15 protein-coding genes and 3 tRNA genes are annotated in these 14,908 nt (G+C 70.5%); 5 read left to right on the top strand and 13 right to left on the bottom strand.

The window, feature by feature from the left end; all coding sequences use genetic code 11:
* Positions 1–29: 29 nt before the first annotated feature.
* The 11 genes from CLV71_RS19695 to CLV71_RS19645 form a co-directional block, all read right to left on the bottom strand.
* Complete coding sequence (locus CLV71_RS19695) at positions 30–794, bottom strand: MHYT domain-containing protein (protein ID WP_133904240.1); 765 nt, start codon at positions 792–794, stop codon at positions 30–32.
* Positions 795–805: 11 nt separating this feature from the next.
* On the bottom strand, positions 806–1,390 hold the full coding sequence (locus CLV71_RS19690) for a GTP-binding protein (RefSeq protein WP_166664165.1): 585 nt from the start codon (positions 1,388–1,390) through the stop codon (positions 806–808).
* Positions 1,368–1,742, bottom strand: coding sequence for a DUF742 domain-containing protein (locus CLV71_RS19685; RefSeq protein ID WP_243866579.1), 375 nt, complete (start codon positions 1,740–1,742; stop codon positions 1,368–1,370). Before CLV71_RS19685 ends, CLV71_RS19690 begins: the two co-directional genes overlap by 23 nt.
* An 11-nt stretch (positions 1,743–1,753) precedes the next feature.
* Positions 1,754–2,170, bottom strand: a complete 417-nt coding sequence (locus CLV71_RS19680; protein ID WP_133904238.1) for a roadblock/LC7 domain-containing protein — start codon at positions 2,168–2,170, stop codon at positions 1,754–1,756.
* A 3-nt stretch (positions 2,171–2,173) separates the two neighbouring features.
* On the bottom strand, positions 2,174–4,498 hold the full coding sequence (locus CLV71_RS19675; RefSeq protein WP_166664164.1) for a sensor histidine kinase: 2,325 nt from the start codon (positions 4,496–4,498) through the stop codon (positions 2,174–2,176).
* Positions 4,499–4,899: 401 nt separating this feature from the next.
* Positions 4,900–6,048: a cytochrome P450 gene (locus CLV71_RS19670; protein ID WP_133904237.1), complete on the bottom strand. Its 1,149-nt coding sequence runs from the start codon at positions 6,046–6,048 to the stop codon at positions 4,900–4,902.
* 57 nt (positions 6,049–6,105) lie between these two features.
* On the bottom strand, positions 6,106–6,690 hold the full coding sequence (locus CLV71_RS19665; protein WP_133904236.1) for a GTP-binding protein: 585 nt from the start codon (positions 6,688–6,690) through the stop codon (positions 6,106–6,108).
* A complete protein-coding gene (locus CLV71_RS19660) occupies positions 6,671–7,042 on the bottom strand; it encodes a DUF742 domain-containing protein (RefSeq protein ID WP_133904235.1) in 372 nt (123 codons plus the stop codon). Before CLV71_RS19660 ends, CLV71_RS19665 begins: the two co-directional genes overlap by 20 nt.
* Positions 7,039–7,452, bottom strand: a complete 414-nt coding sequence (locus CLV71_RS19655; protein ID WP_133904234.1) for a roadblock/LC7 domain-containing protein — start codon at positions 7,450–7,452, stop codon at positions 7,039–7,041. Before CLV71_RS19655 ends, CLV71_RS19660 begins: the two co-directional genes overlap by 4 nt.
* Positions 7,430–10,045: a sensor histidine kinase gene (locus CLV71_RS19650; protein ID WP_243866578.1), complete on the bottom strand. Its 2,616-nt coding sequence runs from the start codon at positions 10,043–10,045 to the stop codon at positions 7,430–7,432. Before CLV71_RS19650 ends, CLV71_RS19655 begins: the two co-directional genes overlap by 23 nt.
* A 335-nt stretch (positions 10,046–10,380) precedes the next feature.
* Positions 10,381–11,439: a hypothetical protein gene (locus CLV71_RS19645; protein ID WP_133904233.1), complete on the bottom strand. Its 1,059-nt coding sequence runs from the start codon at positions 11,437–11,439 to the stop codon at positions 10,381–10,383.
* A gap of 352 nt (positions 11,440–11,791) precedes the next feature.
* On the opposite strand from CLV71_RS19645, the gene CLV71_RS19640 reads away from it, so the two are divergent.
* From CLV71_RS19640 to CLV71_RS19620, 5 genes are all read left to right on the top strand, one after another.
* Positions 11,792–11,864: transfer RNA gene (locus tag CLV71_RS19640), tRNA-Arg, on the top strand.
* A 5-nt stretch (positions 11,865–11,869) separates the two neighbouring features.
* Positions 11,870–11,943 (top strand) — tRNA-Arg (locus CLV71_RS19635).
* A gap of 25 nt (positions 11,944–11,968) precedes the next feature.
* A complete protein-coding gene (locus CLV71_RS19630) occupies positions 11,969–12,505 on the top strand; it encodes an HAD domain-containing protein (RefSeq protein ID WP_133904232.1) in 537 nt (178 codons plus the stop codon).
* A gap of 86 nt (positions 12,506–12,591) precedes the next feature.
* A tRNA-Glu gene (locus CLV71_RS19625) sits at positions 12,592–12,666 on the top strand.
* A 38-nt stretch (positions 12,667–12,704) separates the two neighbouring features.
* Positions 12,705–13,478, top strand: a complete 774-nt coding sequence (locus CLV71_RS19620; RefSeq protein WP_133904231.1) for an alpha/beta fold hydrolase — start codon at positions 12,705–12,707, stop codon at positions 13,476–13,478.
* Here CLV71_RS19620 and CLV71_RS19615 read toward each other — a convergent pair.
* Together CLV71_RS19615 and CLV71_RS19610 are read right to left on the bottom strand one after the other, a co-directional pair.
* A complete protein-coding gene (locus CLV71_RS19615) occupies positions 13,468–14,022 on the bottom strand; it encodes a hypothetical protein (protein ID WP_243866577.1) in 555 nt (184 codons plus the stop codon). The genes CLV71_RS19620 and CLV71_RS19615 overlap by 11 nt on opposite strands.
* Positions 14,023–14,191: 169 nt before the next feature.
* A complete protein-coding gene (locus CLV71_RS19610) occupies positions 14,192–14,872 on the bottom strand; it encodes a dienelactone hydrolase family protein (protein WP_133904230.1) in 681 nt (226 codons plus the stop codon).
* Between the last annotated feature and the right edge of the window lie 36 nt (positions 14,873–14,908).

Raw genomic sequence — 14,908 nt, 5'->3', positions numbered from 1 at the left:
GTCTGCCATGGTGGCGACCCACACACCGCCTACTGGACCGACGCCACCAGGGCACTGCCGTCCTCGGCGAGGTCGTCCTCCCTCGGCGTCGTCAGGAGCGCCACGATGGGCACCGCCAGGGCGGCCGCCGCCAGGATGAAGACCGGGAACAGGAAGCTGAACACCTCCACGCCTGCCGGGTCCGGCGCGTTCTCGTCCAGCCGGACGTCGATCGCGGCCATGCCGAGGTAGTACATGGCCGTCGACGCCACCGCCAGGACCAGGCCGCCCAGCAGGCGTTGCGGGAGCCCCTCCGCGGACACCGTGAACCACAGCGCGGCGATCGCGCCACCCACCGCGACGAGGATCGACAGCACGACCACGAACGGGTTGTAGCTGATGTCGCCCTTGATGTTCACCGCCCACATTCCCGTGTAGTGCATGACGTTGATCGCGAGACCGATGACGGTCCCCGCCGCCAGTAGGCGCCACAGGGCGGAGCGCCGCTCCACGGCGAACACCAGCAGGCCCGCGAAGACGACGGCTATCGCGAGCAGCGCCGACAGCAGGATGCGTGGGACGTCGTAGCGGATCGGCTGGCCGGGCGTCGCGAAGCCGAGCATGCCGATGAAGTGCGTCAGCCAGACGGCGACGCCGCCGACCGACACGGCCGCGAGCGCCAGCCAGCCGAAGCGCCTGCCGCCCGTGGCCGCGCGGGCCTGGTTGGCGCACGCGAGGCCGATGGTGGCTCCGACCGCCGACGTGACGTACGCCAGGAACAGCAGCCAGACGCCCATCTCGAATTGGTGGACCATGACCGAACCTCTCAGCCCGCGCGGGCATCCAGAGTGGACAGTGAATGCTCACTGGCGGCGATGAGCACACGTTTCGTCGACTCGGCGGAACGGGCGTCGCACGTGATGATGTGTACGTGCTCGTCGAGCACGAGCGCCTCGCGGACCTGCTCCGGGGTGAACCGGCGGGCACCCTCGAACTCGTTGATGGCGACCAGGAACGGCATGCGCCGCGACTCGAAGTAGTCGACCGCCGAGAAGCCGTCGGCGAGGCGCTCCGGGTCCACGAGCACGACCGCGGCGATGGCGCCCTGCACGATGTCGTCCCACATGAACCAGAAGCGGTGCTGGCCTGGCGTGCCGAACACGTAGAGCACCAGGTCGTCGGCCAGGGTGAGCCTGCCGAAGTCCATGGCCACGGTCGTCGCCAGCTTGTCCGGTATCCGCGCCAGCTCGTCGATCCCCACGCTGGCGCTGGTCATCAGCGCCTCGGTGCGCAGCGGCGTGATCTCGGACATCGAGCCGACGAAGGTCGTCTTGCCCACCCCGAAACCACCGGCGATCACGATCTTCGCCGACGTGATCCGCTTTCGCCTACTTGGCTGCCCGTAGTCCACTGAGGACCCTCTCGATAAGCTCGCGCCGCTCCGCGTCGTCCGCGTCGTGGGCGAGGGTGGCCTCGACGTTCACCAGTCCTTCAGCGACGAGGTCCGCGACGAGCACCTTTGCCACGCCGAGTGGTACGGCGAGGTACGCGCCTATCTCGGCGACGGACCTCGGTTGGAAGCACAGTTGTGTGACCGTCCACAACGCGCTCGTCAGCCGGGGCGTCATGTCCCGGCCCGCCCGCGTGGTGACCACGCGGGCCTCGATCGCGATGTCGACGCTGGGCTGTGTGCGGCCGTCCGTCCACGAGTACGGGCGGGCCAGCGCAGGCGGCGGCGCCCCGTTGTCGTGGACGTCACTCACGTCGTCGATCCTCAACCCTGCTCTGTCGCGCCTCTGGCGGGCGTGTCGACCATGCGGCCGACCCGGTCCACGAGCAGCGTCATCTCGTAGCCGACGAGCCCGATGTCGCATCCCGCCGCGGCGATCACCGCGAGGTGCGACCCGTCCCCGACGCTCATGAGCAGCAGGAACCCGTGCTCCATCTCGATCACCGACTGGACGACCCGGCCCGCCGTGAACAACTCGGCGGCACCGACCGTGAGGCTGGTCAGCCCGGCGGTCAGCGCGGACATCTGGTCGGCGCGGTCGCGTGGCAACGCGTCGCTGGCCGCGACCAGCAATCCGTCCGCCGACACCAGTACCGCGTGCGCCACCCCGGGAACTTCCTTGGTGAACGCGGAAACCAGCCAGCCCAACGACGGCTCGGTAGCCGTCGTGCCCTCAGTCATCAATCAGTCACTCCCTCGATCTGTCCCCGGCCCGGGCTCCTCCCGGGCACGACGTGCGGCGAGGACGCCGTCGTAGTGCCTCGACAGGTTGTTCCGGATCGACTCCGGATCACGGAAACCGGTATCAGGGGCGGCGGCCTGTGGCCGTTCCGCCGGCAGCGGGCCAGCACCGGGTGTACGCACCGGCAGGCCTGCCGCGGTAGTGGCTGCTGGGCGCGTCGCCGGTGCCTTCGGCGGCGCCCCCTTCGGCTTCGGCAGCGACCGTGCCGACGATGTCCCGACGGGCGTGAGCCACTTGTCGGTGCCGTTCCCGCCGTTGCCGTTCTTGGGGGCGGGGGCGACCTCGGCGTAGGCCTCCTCGACGAACCAGCTGGACGTCTGTGACGACGGCTCCGCCTGCGGCGCCTCGAGGTGGGCGGTCGGCCACTGCGGCGACGGGTCGGCAGGGGCTGCCTGGCTGGCCGCGGCCACCAGCTCACGCCTGCTCGCCGTCGCGGTGATCATGTTCTCCGGGGTCGTCCCCGCGATCACCAGCGCTCCGGGCAGGTGGATGCTGGCGGTGATGCCCGCCCGCGAGGCCCGCTCGAAGGTGGGGCGCAGCCGCACCGTGACGCCGTGGCGGGCCGCGAGGCGGCCGACCACGAACAGGCCCATGCGGCGGGTGGTCTCCGGGCCGACGGAGTCGGCGAGCGCGAGCCGCTGGTTGGCCGCCGCGATGTCGTCGGAGGCCATGCCGAGGCCCGCGTCGACCACCTCGAACAGCAGGCCGCCGTCGGCGCCCCGGTCGGCGGACAGGACCACCTTCTGGTCCGGCGCCGAGTAGCGGGTCGCGTTCTCCAGCAGCTCGGAGAGGATGTGCACGACGTCGGCCGCGGCGACCGCGCGGACCGACCCGCTCGGCGCGTGCGCGAGGGTGATCCTGCGGTAGTCGTCGATCTCGGACGTCGCCGCGCGGAGCAGCTCGACGACCGAGACCGGCGCGCTGTCGCGGCGGGCCGGGGAGCCGCCCGCGAGGACCTGGAGGTTCTCGCCGTTGCGGCGGAGGCGGGTCGCGAGGTGGTCGAGGCGGAACAGGTTGGCGAGCCTGCGCGGGTCCTGCTCCTCGGACTCGAGGCCCTCGATGACCTCCAGCTGCGACTCGACGAGCGTCTGGCTGCGGCGGGACAGCGTCATGAACATCTCGCTGACCTGCCTGCGCAGGTCGGCCTGCTCGGCGGCGAGGCGGATGGCCTGCTCGTGCATGTCGTCGAACGCGCGGGCCAGCTGGCCGATCTCCTCGGTGGAGCGCACCGGGACCGACTGCGCGGAGGTCCACGAGATCGGCTCGCCGGCACGCACGCGCTCGACCGTCCTCGGCAGCTGCTCGTGTGCGGCGAAGAGCGCGGCCTGGCGCAGCCTGCGGACGGGCTGGAGCAGCGACCTCGCCACGACCAGGGCCGCCGCGAGTGCGGTCAGCAGCGCGGCGATCACCAGGGAGGTGTCGCGCAGCGCGGCGGAGCGGGCCTCGTTGGTGCGCTCGGTGACCGTGTCCGACAGGTAGGTCACGAGCTGGGTCGACAGGTCGCGCACGCGTGCCGACTCGGTCTGCACGTTCGGCAGGAGGCTGCGCAGGTCGATGGTCGCCGGGTCGACAACGGCGTCCTGCAGCGTGGCGCGGCGGGCCGAGGACGTCTCGGTGGCGGTGGCGAACGCGGGTCCGATCGTGGCGGGCAGCGAGACCTGCAGCTGCTCGCCGAGCACACGCTCCTCCGCGGCGGACTGCTGTGCGGCCGAGGCGATCGAACGCGGGTCCGGCGTGGGCAGGCCCGCGAACCGGATCAGCGCCTCCTCGGCGGCGAGCGAGCTGCGTAACAGCAGCAGGGAGCGCACGGACGTCGACACGTCGTCGAGGTCGCCGCTCTGGGCCGCCTGGACGACGCCGGGCACCAGCTCGGTGAGGCCGTTGACGACCTCCTGGTACGCGGCGAGGTCGGTGACCGGGTCGCCGACGTCGTTGCTGGTCTGCACGCGGACCGCCGACAGGCGGCCGAGCGAGTCGCTCAGCGTCCGGTCGACCTCCGAGGGCAGCTCGGCGAAGTCCACCGCGCCGCGCACCTTGACGACCTGCTGGTCGACGGCCGCGCGCTGGGCACGCAGCCTGGGCCGCTGGGTGCGGTCGTTGATCACCGCGGTGATCATCTCGTCGACCACGAGATCGGCGAGTTTCAGTGACTCACTGAGCACGACCATCTGGTCGCGAATGGTGCTCAGCCGGTTGGCATCGTCCAGTCGCGTCTGGACCCGAACCGCACCGAGCACGAGCGCGATGATGGCCGGCAGCAGGAGCACCGCCGCGACCTTCGTACGCAGGCTCCAATTGTCGATGCGCCATCTGGTGGAAACCCGACTCTCCGGCTCCGGGGCTCCGCTGCCCATCTGACATTCCGCCTAACTCGAGCTTGCTGAAGGCACGAAAGGTTTCGTCAACACCGGCGTCGCGAGTGTGCATCCCGACCTGGGCGCCGGATCAGGAGACAATCGGAAGCGACCTTGTATGTCAAGACATGAACGCGAACTCAGGGCGTCGGGGTGGAAAATTCCTCTGTGTTCGGCCGTCGCACTGCTCCGTTAGAGTGACGAGCCCGGCCGAAATCAGCAAGTTGCACGCGGCCGTCGCCCTCGCCGGATTTCCTTGCCCGACAAGGACAACAGCGGGTCTGGTCAACTGTCCAAACGTGAATGTGATTCCACTAACGGTCCAGTGTGACCGGTAGCGCGGTCAGTCGCCACGTTCCCGGGTCCGGGGCGCGGTGTTCGTCCGGGTTCGACGTCAGAGTCAGCCCCCGGGACAGGAGCCCGGCCAGCGCCACCTCCGTCTGGACCCGGGCGTGTGCGGCACCGAGGCAGAAGTGGGGGCCGTGGCCGAACCCGAGATGCGTCGCGGCCTGGCGGGTGACGTCGAAGCGGTTCGGGTCGCGGAAGGCGGCGGGATCGCGGTTGACCGCGGCGATCGCGACGGTCACCGGCTCGCCAGCGGGCACCGGCGTGCCGAACAGGTCCACGTCGGTCGTGGCGTAGCGGGGCACGGTCAGCAACTGGGGGCCGCACCAGCGGATCAGCTCGTCGACCGCGCCGGGCAGCAGGCTCGGGATCGCGCGGAGGGTCTCGAGGACGTCAGGACGCGTCCACAGCTCGGCAACGGCGTTCGCGATCAGGTTGGCCGGGGTCTGGCCTGCCAGGACGATCTGCCACACGAGCGTGACCAGCTCGGTGGCGCTCAGGCGCTCGTCCTCGGTGGTCAGGTCCGCGAGCAGGCCGTGTTCCGGCCGCGACGCCAGCACCGACTTCGCCGACTCGATGATGCCGGGGATCGCCCGCCCCAGACCCTCGACGTCCATCGCGGCCACGGTCGCGCCCCACGCCACCCAGTCGGGGCGGTCGGCGTCGGGGATGCCCACCAGCTCGCAGATGACGTGCATGGGCAGGGGCCTGGCGAAGTCCGCCACCAGGTCCGTCACGGGTGCCGACAGCAGCCGCGCCACGATCGGCTCGATGCTCGGCCCGAAGTCCCGCGCCCGGCGGGCCGTGAAGGCCGGTGCCGCGAGGCGGCGCAGGCGCAGGTGGTTCGGGCCGTCCAGCTCGGACATCGTGCGGAGGTACTCGTCGTGCTCGGGCGGCACCCCCGGAATGCCTGCGAAGCTGCGTGAGGTGATCGCGAACCGGGGGTCGGTCAGCATCGCGCGGGCGTCCTCGTGACTGGTCAGGGCCCACATGGGCATGCCGGGCACGTGCAGGCGCACCACCCGGCCGCTGCCCTGGTACGCCGTGAACGGGTCGCGGAGCACCGCGGGGTCGGTCAGGTCGATCTCGTGCACGAGCCCTCCAGATGTTGACACCATATGATGACATCATCTGGAAGTGGGCGTGCCGCTGTCAAACAGCGGGGAGAGCGACGGTCAGCTGGGTGCGCCGGTCAGGCGGGCTTCCGCCATGGCGTGCTGGAGCAGGGTGATCAGAACCTGCTTGGTCGACTCGCGTTCCCGGGCGTCGCACAGCAGGACCGGGGTGTGGTCGTCGAGGTCGAGCGCGCCGCGGACCTCCTCGGTGCCGTAGCGGTACGCGGTGTCGAAGCAGTTGACGGCGACCACGAACGGCAGCTGGCGACGCTCGAAGAAGTCGACGGCGGCGAAGCACGTGTCGAGGCGCCTGGTGTCGGCCAGCACGACCGCGCCGATGGCACCTCTGGCCAGCTCGTCCCACATGAACCAGAAGCGGTTCTGGCCCGGCGTGCCGAACAGGTAGAGGATCAGCTGCGGGTTGATGGTGATGCGGCCGAAGTCCAGCGCGACCGTGGTGGTGGTCTTCCTCTCGACGCCGGACAGGTCGTCGACGCCCGCGGACGCCTCCGTGATCAGCTCCTCGGTGCGCAGCGGCGGGATCTCGCTCACCGAGCCGACCAGGGTCGTCTTGCCGACTCCGAAGCCGCCGGCGATCACGATCTTGGTCGCTCTCGTGGGCTGGTCAGAGCTTTCGTATGCCATCGAGTACCGCCTGTAGGACATGCTGGCTTGGTGGCTCGTTCGTCGGCGCGACGGGCGAGCGGAAGATGATGAGTCGTTGGTTGATGAGGTCGGACAGCAGGACCTTGACGACCTGTAGCGGCAGGTCGACCTTGGCCGCGACCTCGACCACCGAGATGGGGAACTGGCAGGCGCTCATGATCCGCTCGTACTCCGGTTCGACGTCCCTCTCGGTGACCGAGTGCATCGCGACGACGAGCGTGATCAGGTCGAGACCGAGGGTGTCCGACCGGGTACGTCCCCCGGTCATCGCATAGGGCCGGACCAGGGACCCGTCGGCGTCGTCGAACCACTCCTCGTCTTCGGCGGTCATGGCACCGGACGCTCCATGAAGTCTCTCGGCTTGGCGGTGAGCACGGCACCGACGCGCTTGACCATCATGTTCATCTCGTAGGCGATCATGCCCACGTCGGCCTGCTCGTCGGCGAGCAGCGCGAGGCACGCGCCGTGCCCGGCCGCCGTCACGAAGAGGAAGGCGTGGTCCATCTCGACCAGTGTCTGCCGGACCTGCCCGCCACCGAAGTGGCGACCGGTGCCCCGCGCGAGGCTCTGGAAGGCGGACGCGACCGCGGACAGGTGTTCCCCGTCGCCGGCCGAGAGGTTGCTCGACCTGCCGATGAGGAGGCCGTCCGCGGAGAGCACGACGGCACGGTCCACCCCGGCAACGCGCTTGACGAGCTCGTCGAGCAACCAGTCGAGCTCATTCACTGCGGTGTTGGCCATTGCCAGTGTTCCTCCCGTTCAACGTGTCCTCGGACACCTGCTCGTGCCGACCGCGGCGAGTCCCGGCCTGGAACGACGCCAACCGGCTGCGTGCCTGGTCCGGGCTCTCCTCTCGATTGTGCTCCGAGGTCTCCTGTGGCGACGGCCACGCGTGTGCCGGGTCGTCCCGCAGCTGCGGCGCCAGGTTCTGCTGGCGGCGGCGCTGCGGTAGCGGCGGTCGGGTCGATGTCTGTGTCGACTGCTGCGCCACCAGTGGCTGCGCGGGCGGGAACTGGCGCGTGTCGGCGTCGAGCGGCGCCGGACGGGCCAGTTCCTCGGCGACGGCGGGGCTCAGCTCCGATGCGGGCAGCGCCTTCTCCGCCGAGGGCGTCTCGCGGCGGCGCTTCGGCAGCGGCGGGGGCGTCGAGTCCGACTCGGTCTCGGCGACCTGCGGCTCCGGTTCCGCCTGCGGCTCGGCCTCCGGCGCGGGCTTCGGCTTCGGTGACGGCGACGGCCTGCGCACCGGCTGGCTCGGCTCGTGCTCGGCGCCGACCGGCTTCTGCGGGCGGAACAGGTCCTCGCCGGGCCGCGACTCGACCATGGGTAGCGGCGGCAGGTCCGGCAGGTTCACCGCGCCGGGGATCGACAGCTTGATCGTGGTGCCCGGCGCGGGCGTCTCGACGGACGTCACGACCGGGAGGTGGTTGTCGGTCCGCTCCGCCGGGGTCTCCGGCGGCACCTGGTTGCCGTTCAGCTCCTCCGGCGCGGTCGGCGCCTCGGTGTCCGGGCCGAGCAGCTCGTTGCGGACGAGGATGATCGCCCTGGTGCCGCCGTAGGCGGACTCGCGCAGCGTGACCGCGATGCCGTGGCGGGCGGCGAGTCGCGCGACCACGAACAGACCCAGGCGCGGTTCGGTCGACAGCGCCATGATCCCGAAGTCCGGCGGGTTTGCCAGCATGTTGTTGAGATCGTCGACACGGTCCGCTTCGATACCGAGTCCCTGGTCCTCGATTTCCAGGACCACGCCGCGACCGACGATGTTGCCCCGGACCTCCACCCGAGACCCGGGCGGGGAGAACGTGGTCGCGTTGTCGATCAGCTCGGCGAGCAGGTGCACGAGGTCGCCGACGACCGGGCCGATGACCTTGCGGGCGGGCAGCTTCGCGGCCTTGACCCGTGCGAAGTCCTCGGTCTCCGCAGCGGCACCGCGCACGACCTCGGCGAGGCTCACCGGGTTGCGCCAGCGCCTGCCCGGCTGGCCGCCACCGAGAATGATCAGGTTCTCGGCGTTGCGCCGCTGGCGGGTCGAGAGGTGGTCGAGCTGGAACAGCAGTTCCAGCTGCTCCGGGTCCTCCTGCTTGCGCTCGGCCTCGTCCAGCGTCTTGAGCTGGCGGTGCACGATGACCTGGCTGCGGTGGGCGATGTTGAGGAACACCTTGTTGGTGCCCTCACGGGTCTTGGCCTCCTGGATGGCAGCCGCGACGGCGGTCTGCTGTGCCTTGTTGAACGCGTTCGCGACCTCGCCGATCTCGTCGCCGCCGTACGTGCGCAGCCGGATCGCCTGGTCGACCTGGACGTCCGCACCCGAGCGGACCCGCTCCACCAGCGCGGGCAGGCGGTTCTCGGCGAGGTCGAGGGTCTCGGTGCGCAGCCGGACGAGCCGCTCGATGAGCTGGCTGGACAGGCGCAGTGCGAACACGAACACCGTGAGCACCAGGGCGAGCACGATCGCCGCGGCGAGGATCGCCTGGGTCAGGGTGCCGTTGACCTCGGACAGTGCCAGGTCGTTCGTGTGCTGGCTCTGCGCCTGCAGCATCACGGTCAGCGCCTTGCCGACGTCGGAGGCGGCGCCGCGCCAGAGGTCCTCGCTGATCGGGATGTTGGTGTCGCCCCGGAGCAGGGACTCCTCGACCGACATCAGGCGCAGCCACGCCGGGCTGCCGGTGAGCTTGCGGTACTGGGCCTGCACCTCCGGCGTCGCCAGCGGGATCGTCTGGTCGAGCTGCAGGTGGTAGGAGCCGACCTGGCTCTGGTAGACGCCGAAGTCCGCCTGGGTGAGGCCGCCGCCGACCAGGTCGGCCGCGGCGAGGGCGTCCGAGCGCTGCATGAGGTCCGTGCTGGCCAGGAGCGGCGCGACGACACCCTGCAGGTAGGCGGTCTCGGCGTTCGGCGTGAACTGGGCGAGGCCCTTCGCGCCGAGGATGAACTGGTCGATGATGTCGTTGTAGAGGCCGAACGCCTCGGAGACCGACACCTGGCCGCCGTCGACGCGGGCGCGGAGCTCCGGCAGCTGGCCCATGAGGCTCGTGAACTGGCGGATGGCCTTGTTGACCTGGTCCGGGGCGACGTCGGACAGCTCGCTGAGCGCCTGGTCGGCGGGCTTGGTCAGGGCGTCCGACGTCTCGCGCTGCTGGATGAGGTCGGACTGGAACGTGCCGAAGCTGGCGAGGCGCCGCAGCGTGAGGCGGCGCTCCTCCTGCAGCGAGACGATCAACGGCAGCGCCTGGTCCTGCGCGGTGCTCGCGAGCTGGTAGTAATCCTTGGTCTTGGCCGCGTCGAAGATCAGATATCCCGCGCCGAACACCCCGGCGATCAGGAATACGATGCTCGGCACGAGTGCCAGCGTCAGCACGCGCGTACGAATAGACAGGACCCGGCTCCGCCGGATGGACGAGATCTTCACCGCGGTCCGCTTTCCTTCCGGCGTTCCCACTGGTTGTTGTAAGGGCACCGCACTTGCCGTCCCGGACCCGCCGGGAACGGTAAACACCGGCGGACGGTGAGTCAAATAGCGATCACGGTGGTTGGTACCAGTATGCAAGGGGCTTTACGTAAACTGGTAACTTGCCTGACCTCTGGATTGTCCGTAACGACCAAAATCCCATCACCCGAATGGGTTATTTCGTCGCTTTGCGCACCGGGTTCGTCACCGAGCGGATTGGTCTGGACCTATCTGAACACGCGGCGCCAGGTGAGCTGGCCCCCGCCGCGACCGCGGTCACACACGACCGGTTCGAAACGCTCGGTGAACGCATAGGCACCCTGCGTGTCACACGGGTCACCGACGCGGACGAACTGGTTCTGCGGGCTGCTCGGCTGTCCGCTCGGCACCGACGGCTGGGTCGTCGTCGTGGTGACGGGCGGGGGCACGATCTGGGTGGTCTGCGACCGCACCTCCGGCGCGACGATCGCGCCGACGTCGGTGGTGGTCGGCGCGGCGGAGCGGTCGTCACTGGTCGCGATCTGGGGGACGGACGGCGCCTTGGTCCGACCGTCGTCCTCGCCCGAGGTGGCGAGCAGCACGACGGCACCGACGAGCGCGATGGCCACGGCGACCGTGGCGACCTTGAGGACCACGAGCACGGTGTCACGGGTGGCGGAGCGGCGGTGGCGGCCGGAGGACTGGTCCTCGTCGTCGGACGGGGCGACGAACAGCTCCGCGAACTTCTCTGTCTCGTTCGCCTCGGGTTCGGCCTCCGCGACCGGCGGGTCGACCGGCGCCGCGGTCTGCGGTCTCGCCTGCCCGACGAGCTGCGCGAGTGGCAGCAGGGTCGACGAGTGGCTCTCCTCCGGACCTTCCGGCTCGTCCGACTCCACCCACCGGACCGGGGCGCCCGCTCGCCGGAACGACAGCTCGACGGGGCGTGGGCGCTCCTCGGCGGCTGGACCCACCGGCGCGTCGGTCAGCCGGGATGCCTCGACCGGCCATCCGTCCGCCTGTTCCGCCGGTGCGGGCTCCTCGGCCCGCGTGTCGGACGGCTCGGGGCGGGTGGGCGGTGTCGCAGGAGAGTCGGCAGGGGGCTGGGTCCTGGGCCGGAGCCACGCGAAGTCGGGCTCGGCGTGACGGTCGGCCGGCGCGGGTTGGGCGGCCGGCTCGGGCGCCTGCGCTCCTGGTGACCGGGGGTCGGGCTGCTGCCCGGGATCCTTTGCCTGGTCAGCGGGCTGACCGGACTGTGCGGCCTTCGCCCTGGGGCCGCCCCTGGGCTCCTCGAACGTTAGCCGCGGCATGATCATCCGTCCCCTGTTGTCGGTCGCGGTTGGTCGGGGTCAGAGTAACGGTTGTGTCAACCGACCGCATTGTCGGGTGGATTAAATACCATTGACTCGACGGGGTGATGAGGCCACCATTGTTGGTGTCGGGTTTCGAATACACGAGGAGCGGTCATGACGGGCATCGAGCGGCGACCGGCGCAGGGCCCCCGTGCCCGCGTGCTGCCCGAGCCGCGCCCGTGTGAGCTGCGGGAACGGCGACCTGGCTCCCCACCGTGACCCGTGATCGCGGGTGTCGCGAGGGAGCCGTCCGACCGGGGAGACCGGTGGACGGCTCTTCTGTTTTCCGTACCGTTTTCCGAATTGTTTCACCCCTGTAGCTCAGCGGAGAGAGCAACGGTTTCCGAGGCCGTGTGTCGCCGGTTCGAATCCGGCTGGGGGTACGCATGCCCCTGTAGCGCAGGTGGAGAGAGCGCGCCGCTACGAACGGCGAGGTCGCAGGTTCGAGTCCTGCCAGGGGTGCGTCGGTGGAAAGGAGGTGGTGGTGATGGCCCGCGGACTGCTGTTGCTCGACGTGGACGGCCCGCTGAACCCGTACGCGGCGAACAAAACCCGCCGCCCGCCCGGCTACACGACGTACCGGCGCACGGCGACCGGCTGGCACACGGGCCGCGACGCCCGCAGGTTCCGCGGCATGCGGGTGTGGCTGAACCCCTGCCACGGCGCCCAACTCCTGGCACTGGCCGAGGAGACGGGGCTGACCCTGGTGTGGGCCACGACCTGGCAGCACGAGGCGAACGACCGCATCGGTCCGGCGGTCGGGCTGCCGAGGCTGCCGGTGGTCGAGTTCCCCGGTCTCACCACCTCAGGCTGGGACGAGGAGTGGAAATGGCCCGCGGTCGCGGACTACGCGGCCGGTCGGCCACTGGCCTGGCTCGACGACGAGCACGACCGGACCGGCGCCGAGGAGTTCACGCGGCGGCGGGCCGGGGCCCCGACACTCCTGTGCCACGTCGACCCGAGGCAGGGGCTCGGGCCCGCGCACCTGGCACAGGTGCGGGACTGGGCAGGCTCACTGGCGTGAGCAGGCCGAACGGATGCGAGGGAGACGGCAACCCACCTGATTTGGATTCAGGAGACACCGCGTTCGACTCGCGGGCATCCGACCGCGGCGCGTCGGTCCAGCGGCATGGACACTGGCCTCTCAAGCCAGAGACACGGGTTCGATCCCCGTACGCGCTACCAGCCGCCTCCCACCCGGGAGGCGGCTAACATCGCCGGCCATGGGCACGGTCACCTCGCGGGACGGCACGGTCATCGGGTTCCACACCGTCGGCCAGGGGCCGCCGCTGGTGCTCGTGCACGGCACGGCGGCCGACCACACCCGATGGCTGCCCGTGCTCGACCAGCTCGCCGAGCAGTACACGGTCCACGCGGTCGACCGGCGCGGGCGCGGCCTGTCCGGTGACGGTCCCGACTACGACATCCGCCGCGAGGGCGAGGACCTGGCCGCGGTCATCGGGGCGGCGGGCAAGGACGTGTACGTCGTCGGCCACTCCTACGGCGCGCTCTGCTCACTCGAGGCGGCCCTGCTGACCAACGCGGTCAACCGGATCCTGCTGTACGAGCCGCCTGCCGCGACACCGGGCCACCAGGTCAGCTCGCCTGCCCTCCTGGCCGCGCTGCGCGAGGCGGGCTCCCCCGAGGAGATCGTCACGGTCCTCTTCCGCGACGCGCTCTCGATGAGCGACGAGCAGCTCAGCGCGCTGCGCGGCACACCGGTCTGGCTGGCCAGGCTGGCCGCGGCGCCGACCGTGCCACGCGAGTTCGCCACGGTCGAGGACTTCGACATCGCGGCGTCGCGGTTCGCGGGCATCAGGGCGCCGGTGCGGCTGTTGGTCGGCACCGAGAGCCCCGCCTACTTCCGGCCGGCGGCGGAGGCGCTGGCCACGCAGCTGCGGGACGTCGAGGTGCTCGACCTGCCGGGTCAGGCCCACGTGGCCATGGACTCGGCACCCGACCTGTTCCTGGACCGGGTGCTCGGCTTCATGCGGTGACGGGGCGCGAGCGGAGGATGCCGACCGCGACCGTCACGAACAACGCGACGCCGGACAGCACGCCCGAGACGAGGTTCACCGTCGCCACGGCGGCACCGAAGGCCGCGAGGACGAAGCCGACCAAACCGAGCAGTGTCTGCGCGTAGCCGAGCCACCGGTACAGGTCGATCCGCCAGGCCTGGGCCAGCAGGACGAAGTGGACACCGACCACCAGCGCGATCCACGGGACCGCGTACTCGGTGTGCTTGAAGACGCCGTTGATCAGCACGAGTCCGAGGAACAGCGCCACGCCCTCCAGGCCGACGATGTTCCAGTAGCGCCTCCCGGTGAAGCCGCCCGACGGGGCCTCGCCCTCGATGGTGCCCCTGCGCGCCACCCACACCACGCCCGCCAGCAGGACGGCTGCGACCACCGCGCCGGCCACCCGCAGCACGAGCGGCCAGCTGCCACCCAGCCCACCGCTGTTGACCTCGATGAACACCAACCCGAAGCCCACACCCACCAGCGAGCCGACCACCATGCCGACCCGAGCCTCGTTCTCCACGACAACCCCTAGTCCACGGCCGTCGGCATTCCATCCGCCATCGACGTGCGGCGCGGGTTGTCGGCGGGCGCGATCGTGAGCCAGTCCTCGTTGCGGTGCGGAGCATAGCGACCGTCAGGCGCGTCCACGTTGGTCACAACGCTGCGTGTCCGGGCGTGTACGGTGCCGGTCAGCGCAGGTGCGCGTCGAACCAGTTCAGCACCCGCTGCCACGCCTCCATGGCCGAGTCGGGGTAGATGTCGAAGCGGTGGTCGGCGGCCGGGTAGAGCAGCACGTCGTTGGCCGTCTCGGAGCGCCGCGCGGCTTCGCGCAGCAACGCGACCTCGTCCGCCACCTTGTCGCCGAACAGGCCGAGCCACGGGCACCGCAGCTCCGAGGCGACGTCCACAAGGGCCGGTAGCCCCGGTGACGCGGGTTGCAGGATCCCGCCGCCCGCCACGGAGACGGCCGCGCCGATGTCGCGGCTCGCGGCCACCACGAGCGACACCGCGCCACCCAGCTCGAAGCCGACGACGCCGATGCGGTCGGCCTCGATCCCGTGCTGTGCCAACCAGCCGAACGCGATGTCGGTGTGTGCGAGCACCGAGTCGCCGGACAGCGTGCTCGCGCGGTCGCGCGCCGTGTCGGCGTCGGTCTCGGTGGAGTCGCCGTCGTAGATGTGCGGGGCGACGGTCAGCCAGCCCTCGTCCGCGAGCCCGGAGACCAGCGCCCGCATGGTCTCGGTGATGCCGCGTTCCTCGTGGAGGACCACGATCCCGCCTCTGATCACGCCGTGTGGCTCGGCGAGGGTCATGCGGAGCGCACGACCGTCGGCCAGCTGGACAGGCTCGGTACGGGTGGCTGCAGACATCTCACTACCCAATCACGTCGAGGTGAACGCCAGTCA

The organism is Actinophytocola oryzae, from assembly GCF_004364325.1.
Taxonomy (GTDB): Bacteria; Actinomycetota; Actinomycetes; order Mycobacteriales; family Pseudonocardiaceae; genus Actinophytocola; species Actinophytocola oryzae.
Note: the sequence above shows the minus strand (reverse complement) of the source record. Positions and strands in the feature narration are given on the sequence as shown.

Excerpts from the sequence above, each read along its gene's own strand:
- CLV71_RS19655 (WP_133904234.1), bottom strand. The coding sequence starts at position 7,452 with ATGGCCAACACCGCAGTGAATGAGCTCGACTGGTTGCTCGACGAGCTC.
- CLV71_RS19645 (WP_133904233.1), bottom strand. The coding sequence starts at position 11,439 with ATGCCGCGGCTAACGTTCGAGGAGCCCAGGGGCGGCCCCAGGGCGAAG.
- CLV71_RS19680 (WP_133904238.1), bottom strand. The coding sequence starts at position 2,170 with ATGACTGAGGGCACGACGGCTACCGAGCCGTCGTTGGGCTGGCTGGTT.
- CLV71_RS19665 (WP_133904236.1), bottom strand. The coding sequence starts at position 6,690 with ATGGCATACGAAAGCTCTGACCAGCCCACGAGAGCGACCAAGATCGTG.
- CLV71_RS19620 (WP_133904231.1), top strand. The coding sequence starts at position 12,705 with ATGGGCACGGTCACCTCGCGGGACGGCACGGTCATCGGGTTCCACACC.
- CLV71_RS19630 (WP_133904232.1), top strand. The coding sequence starts at position 11,969 with ATGGCCCGCGGACTGCTGTTGCTCGACGTGGACGGCCCGCTGAACCCG.
- CLV71_RS19670 (WP_133904237.1), bottom strand. The coding sequence starts at position 6,048 with ATGGTGTCAACATCTGGAGGGCTCGTGCACGAGATCGACCTGACCGAC.
- CLV71_RS19660 (WP_133904235.1), bottom strand. The coding sequence starts at position 7,042 with ATGACCGCCGAAGACGAGGAGTGGTTCGACGACGCCGACGGGTCCCTG.
- CLV71_RS19610 (WP_133904230.1), bottom strand. The coding sequence starts at position 14,872 with ATGTCTGCAGCCACCCGTACCGAGCCTGTCCAGCTGGCCGACGGTCGT.
- CLV71_RS19695 (WP_133904240.1), bottom strand. The coding sequence starts at position 794 with ATGGTCCACCAATTCGAGATGGGCGTCTGGCTGCTGTTCCTGGCGTAC.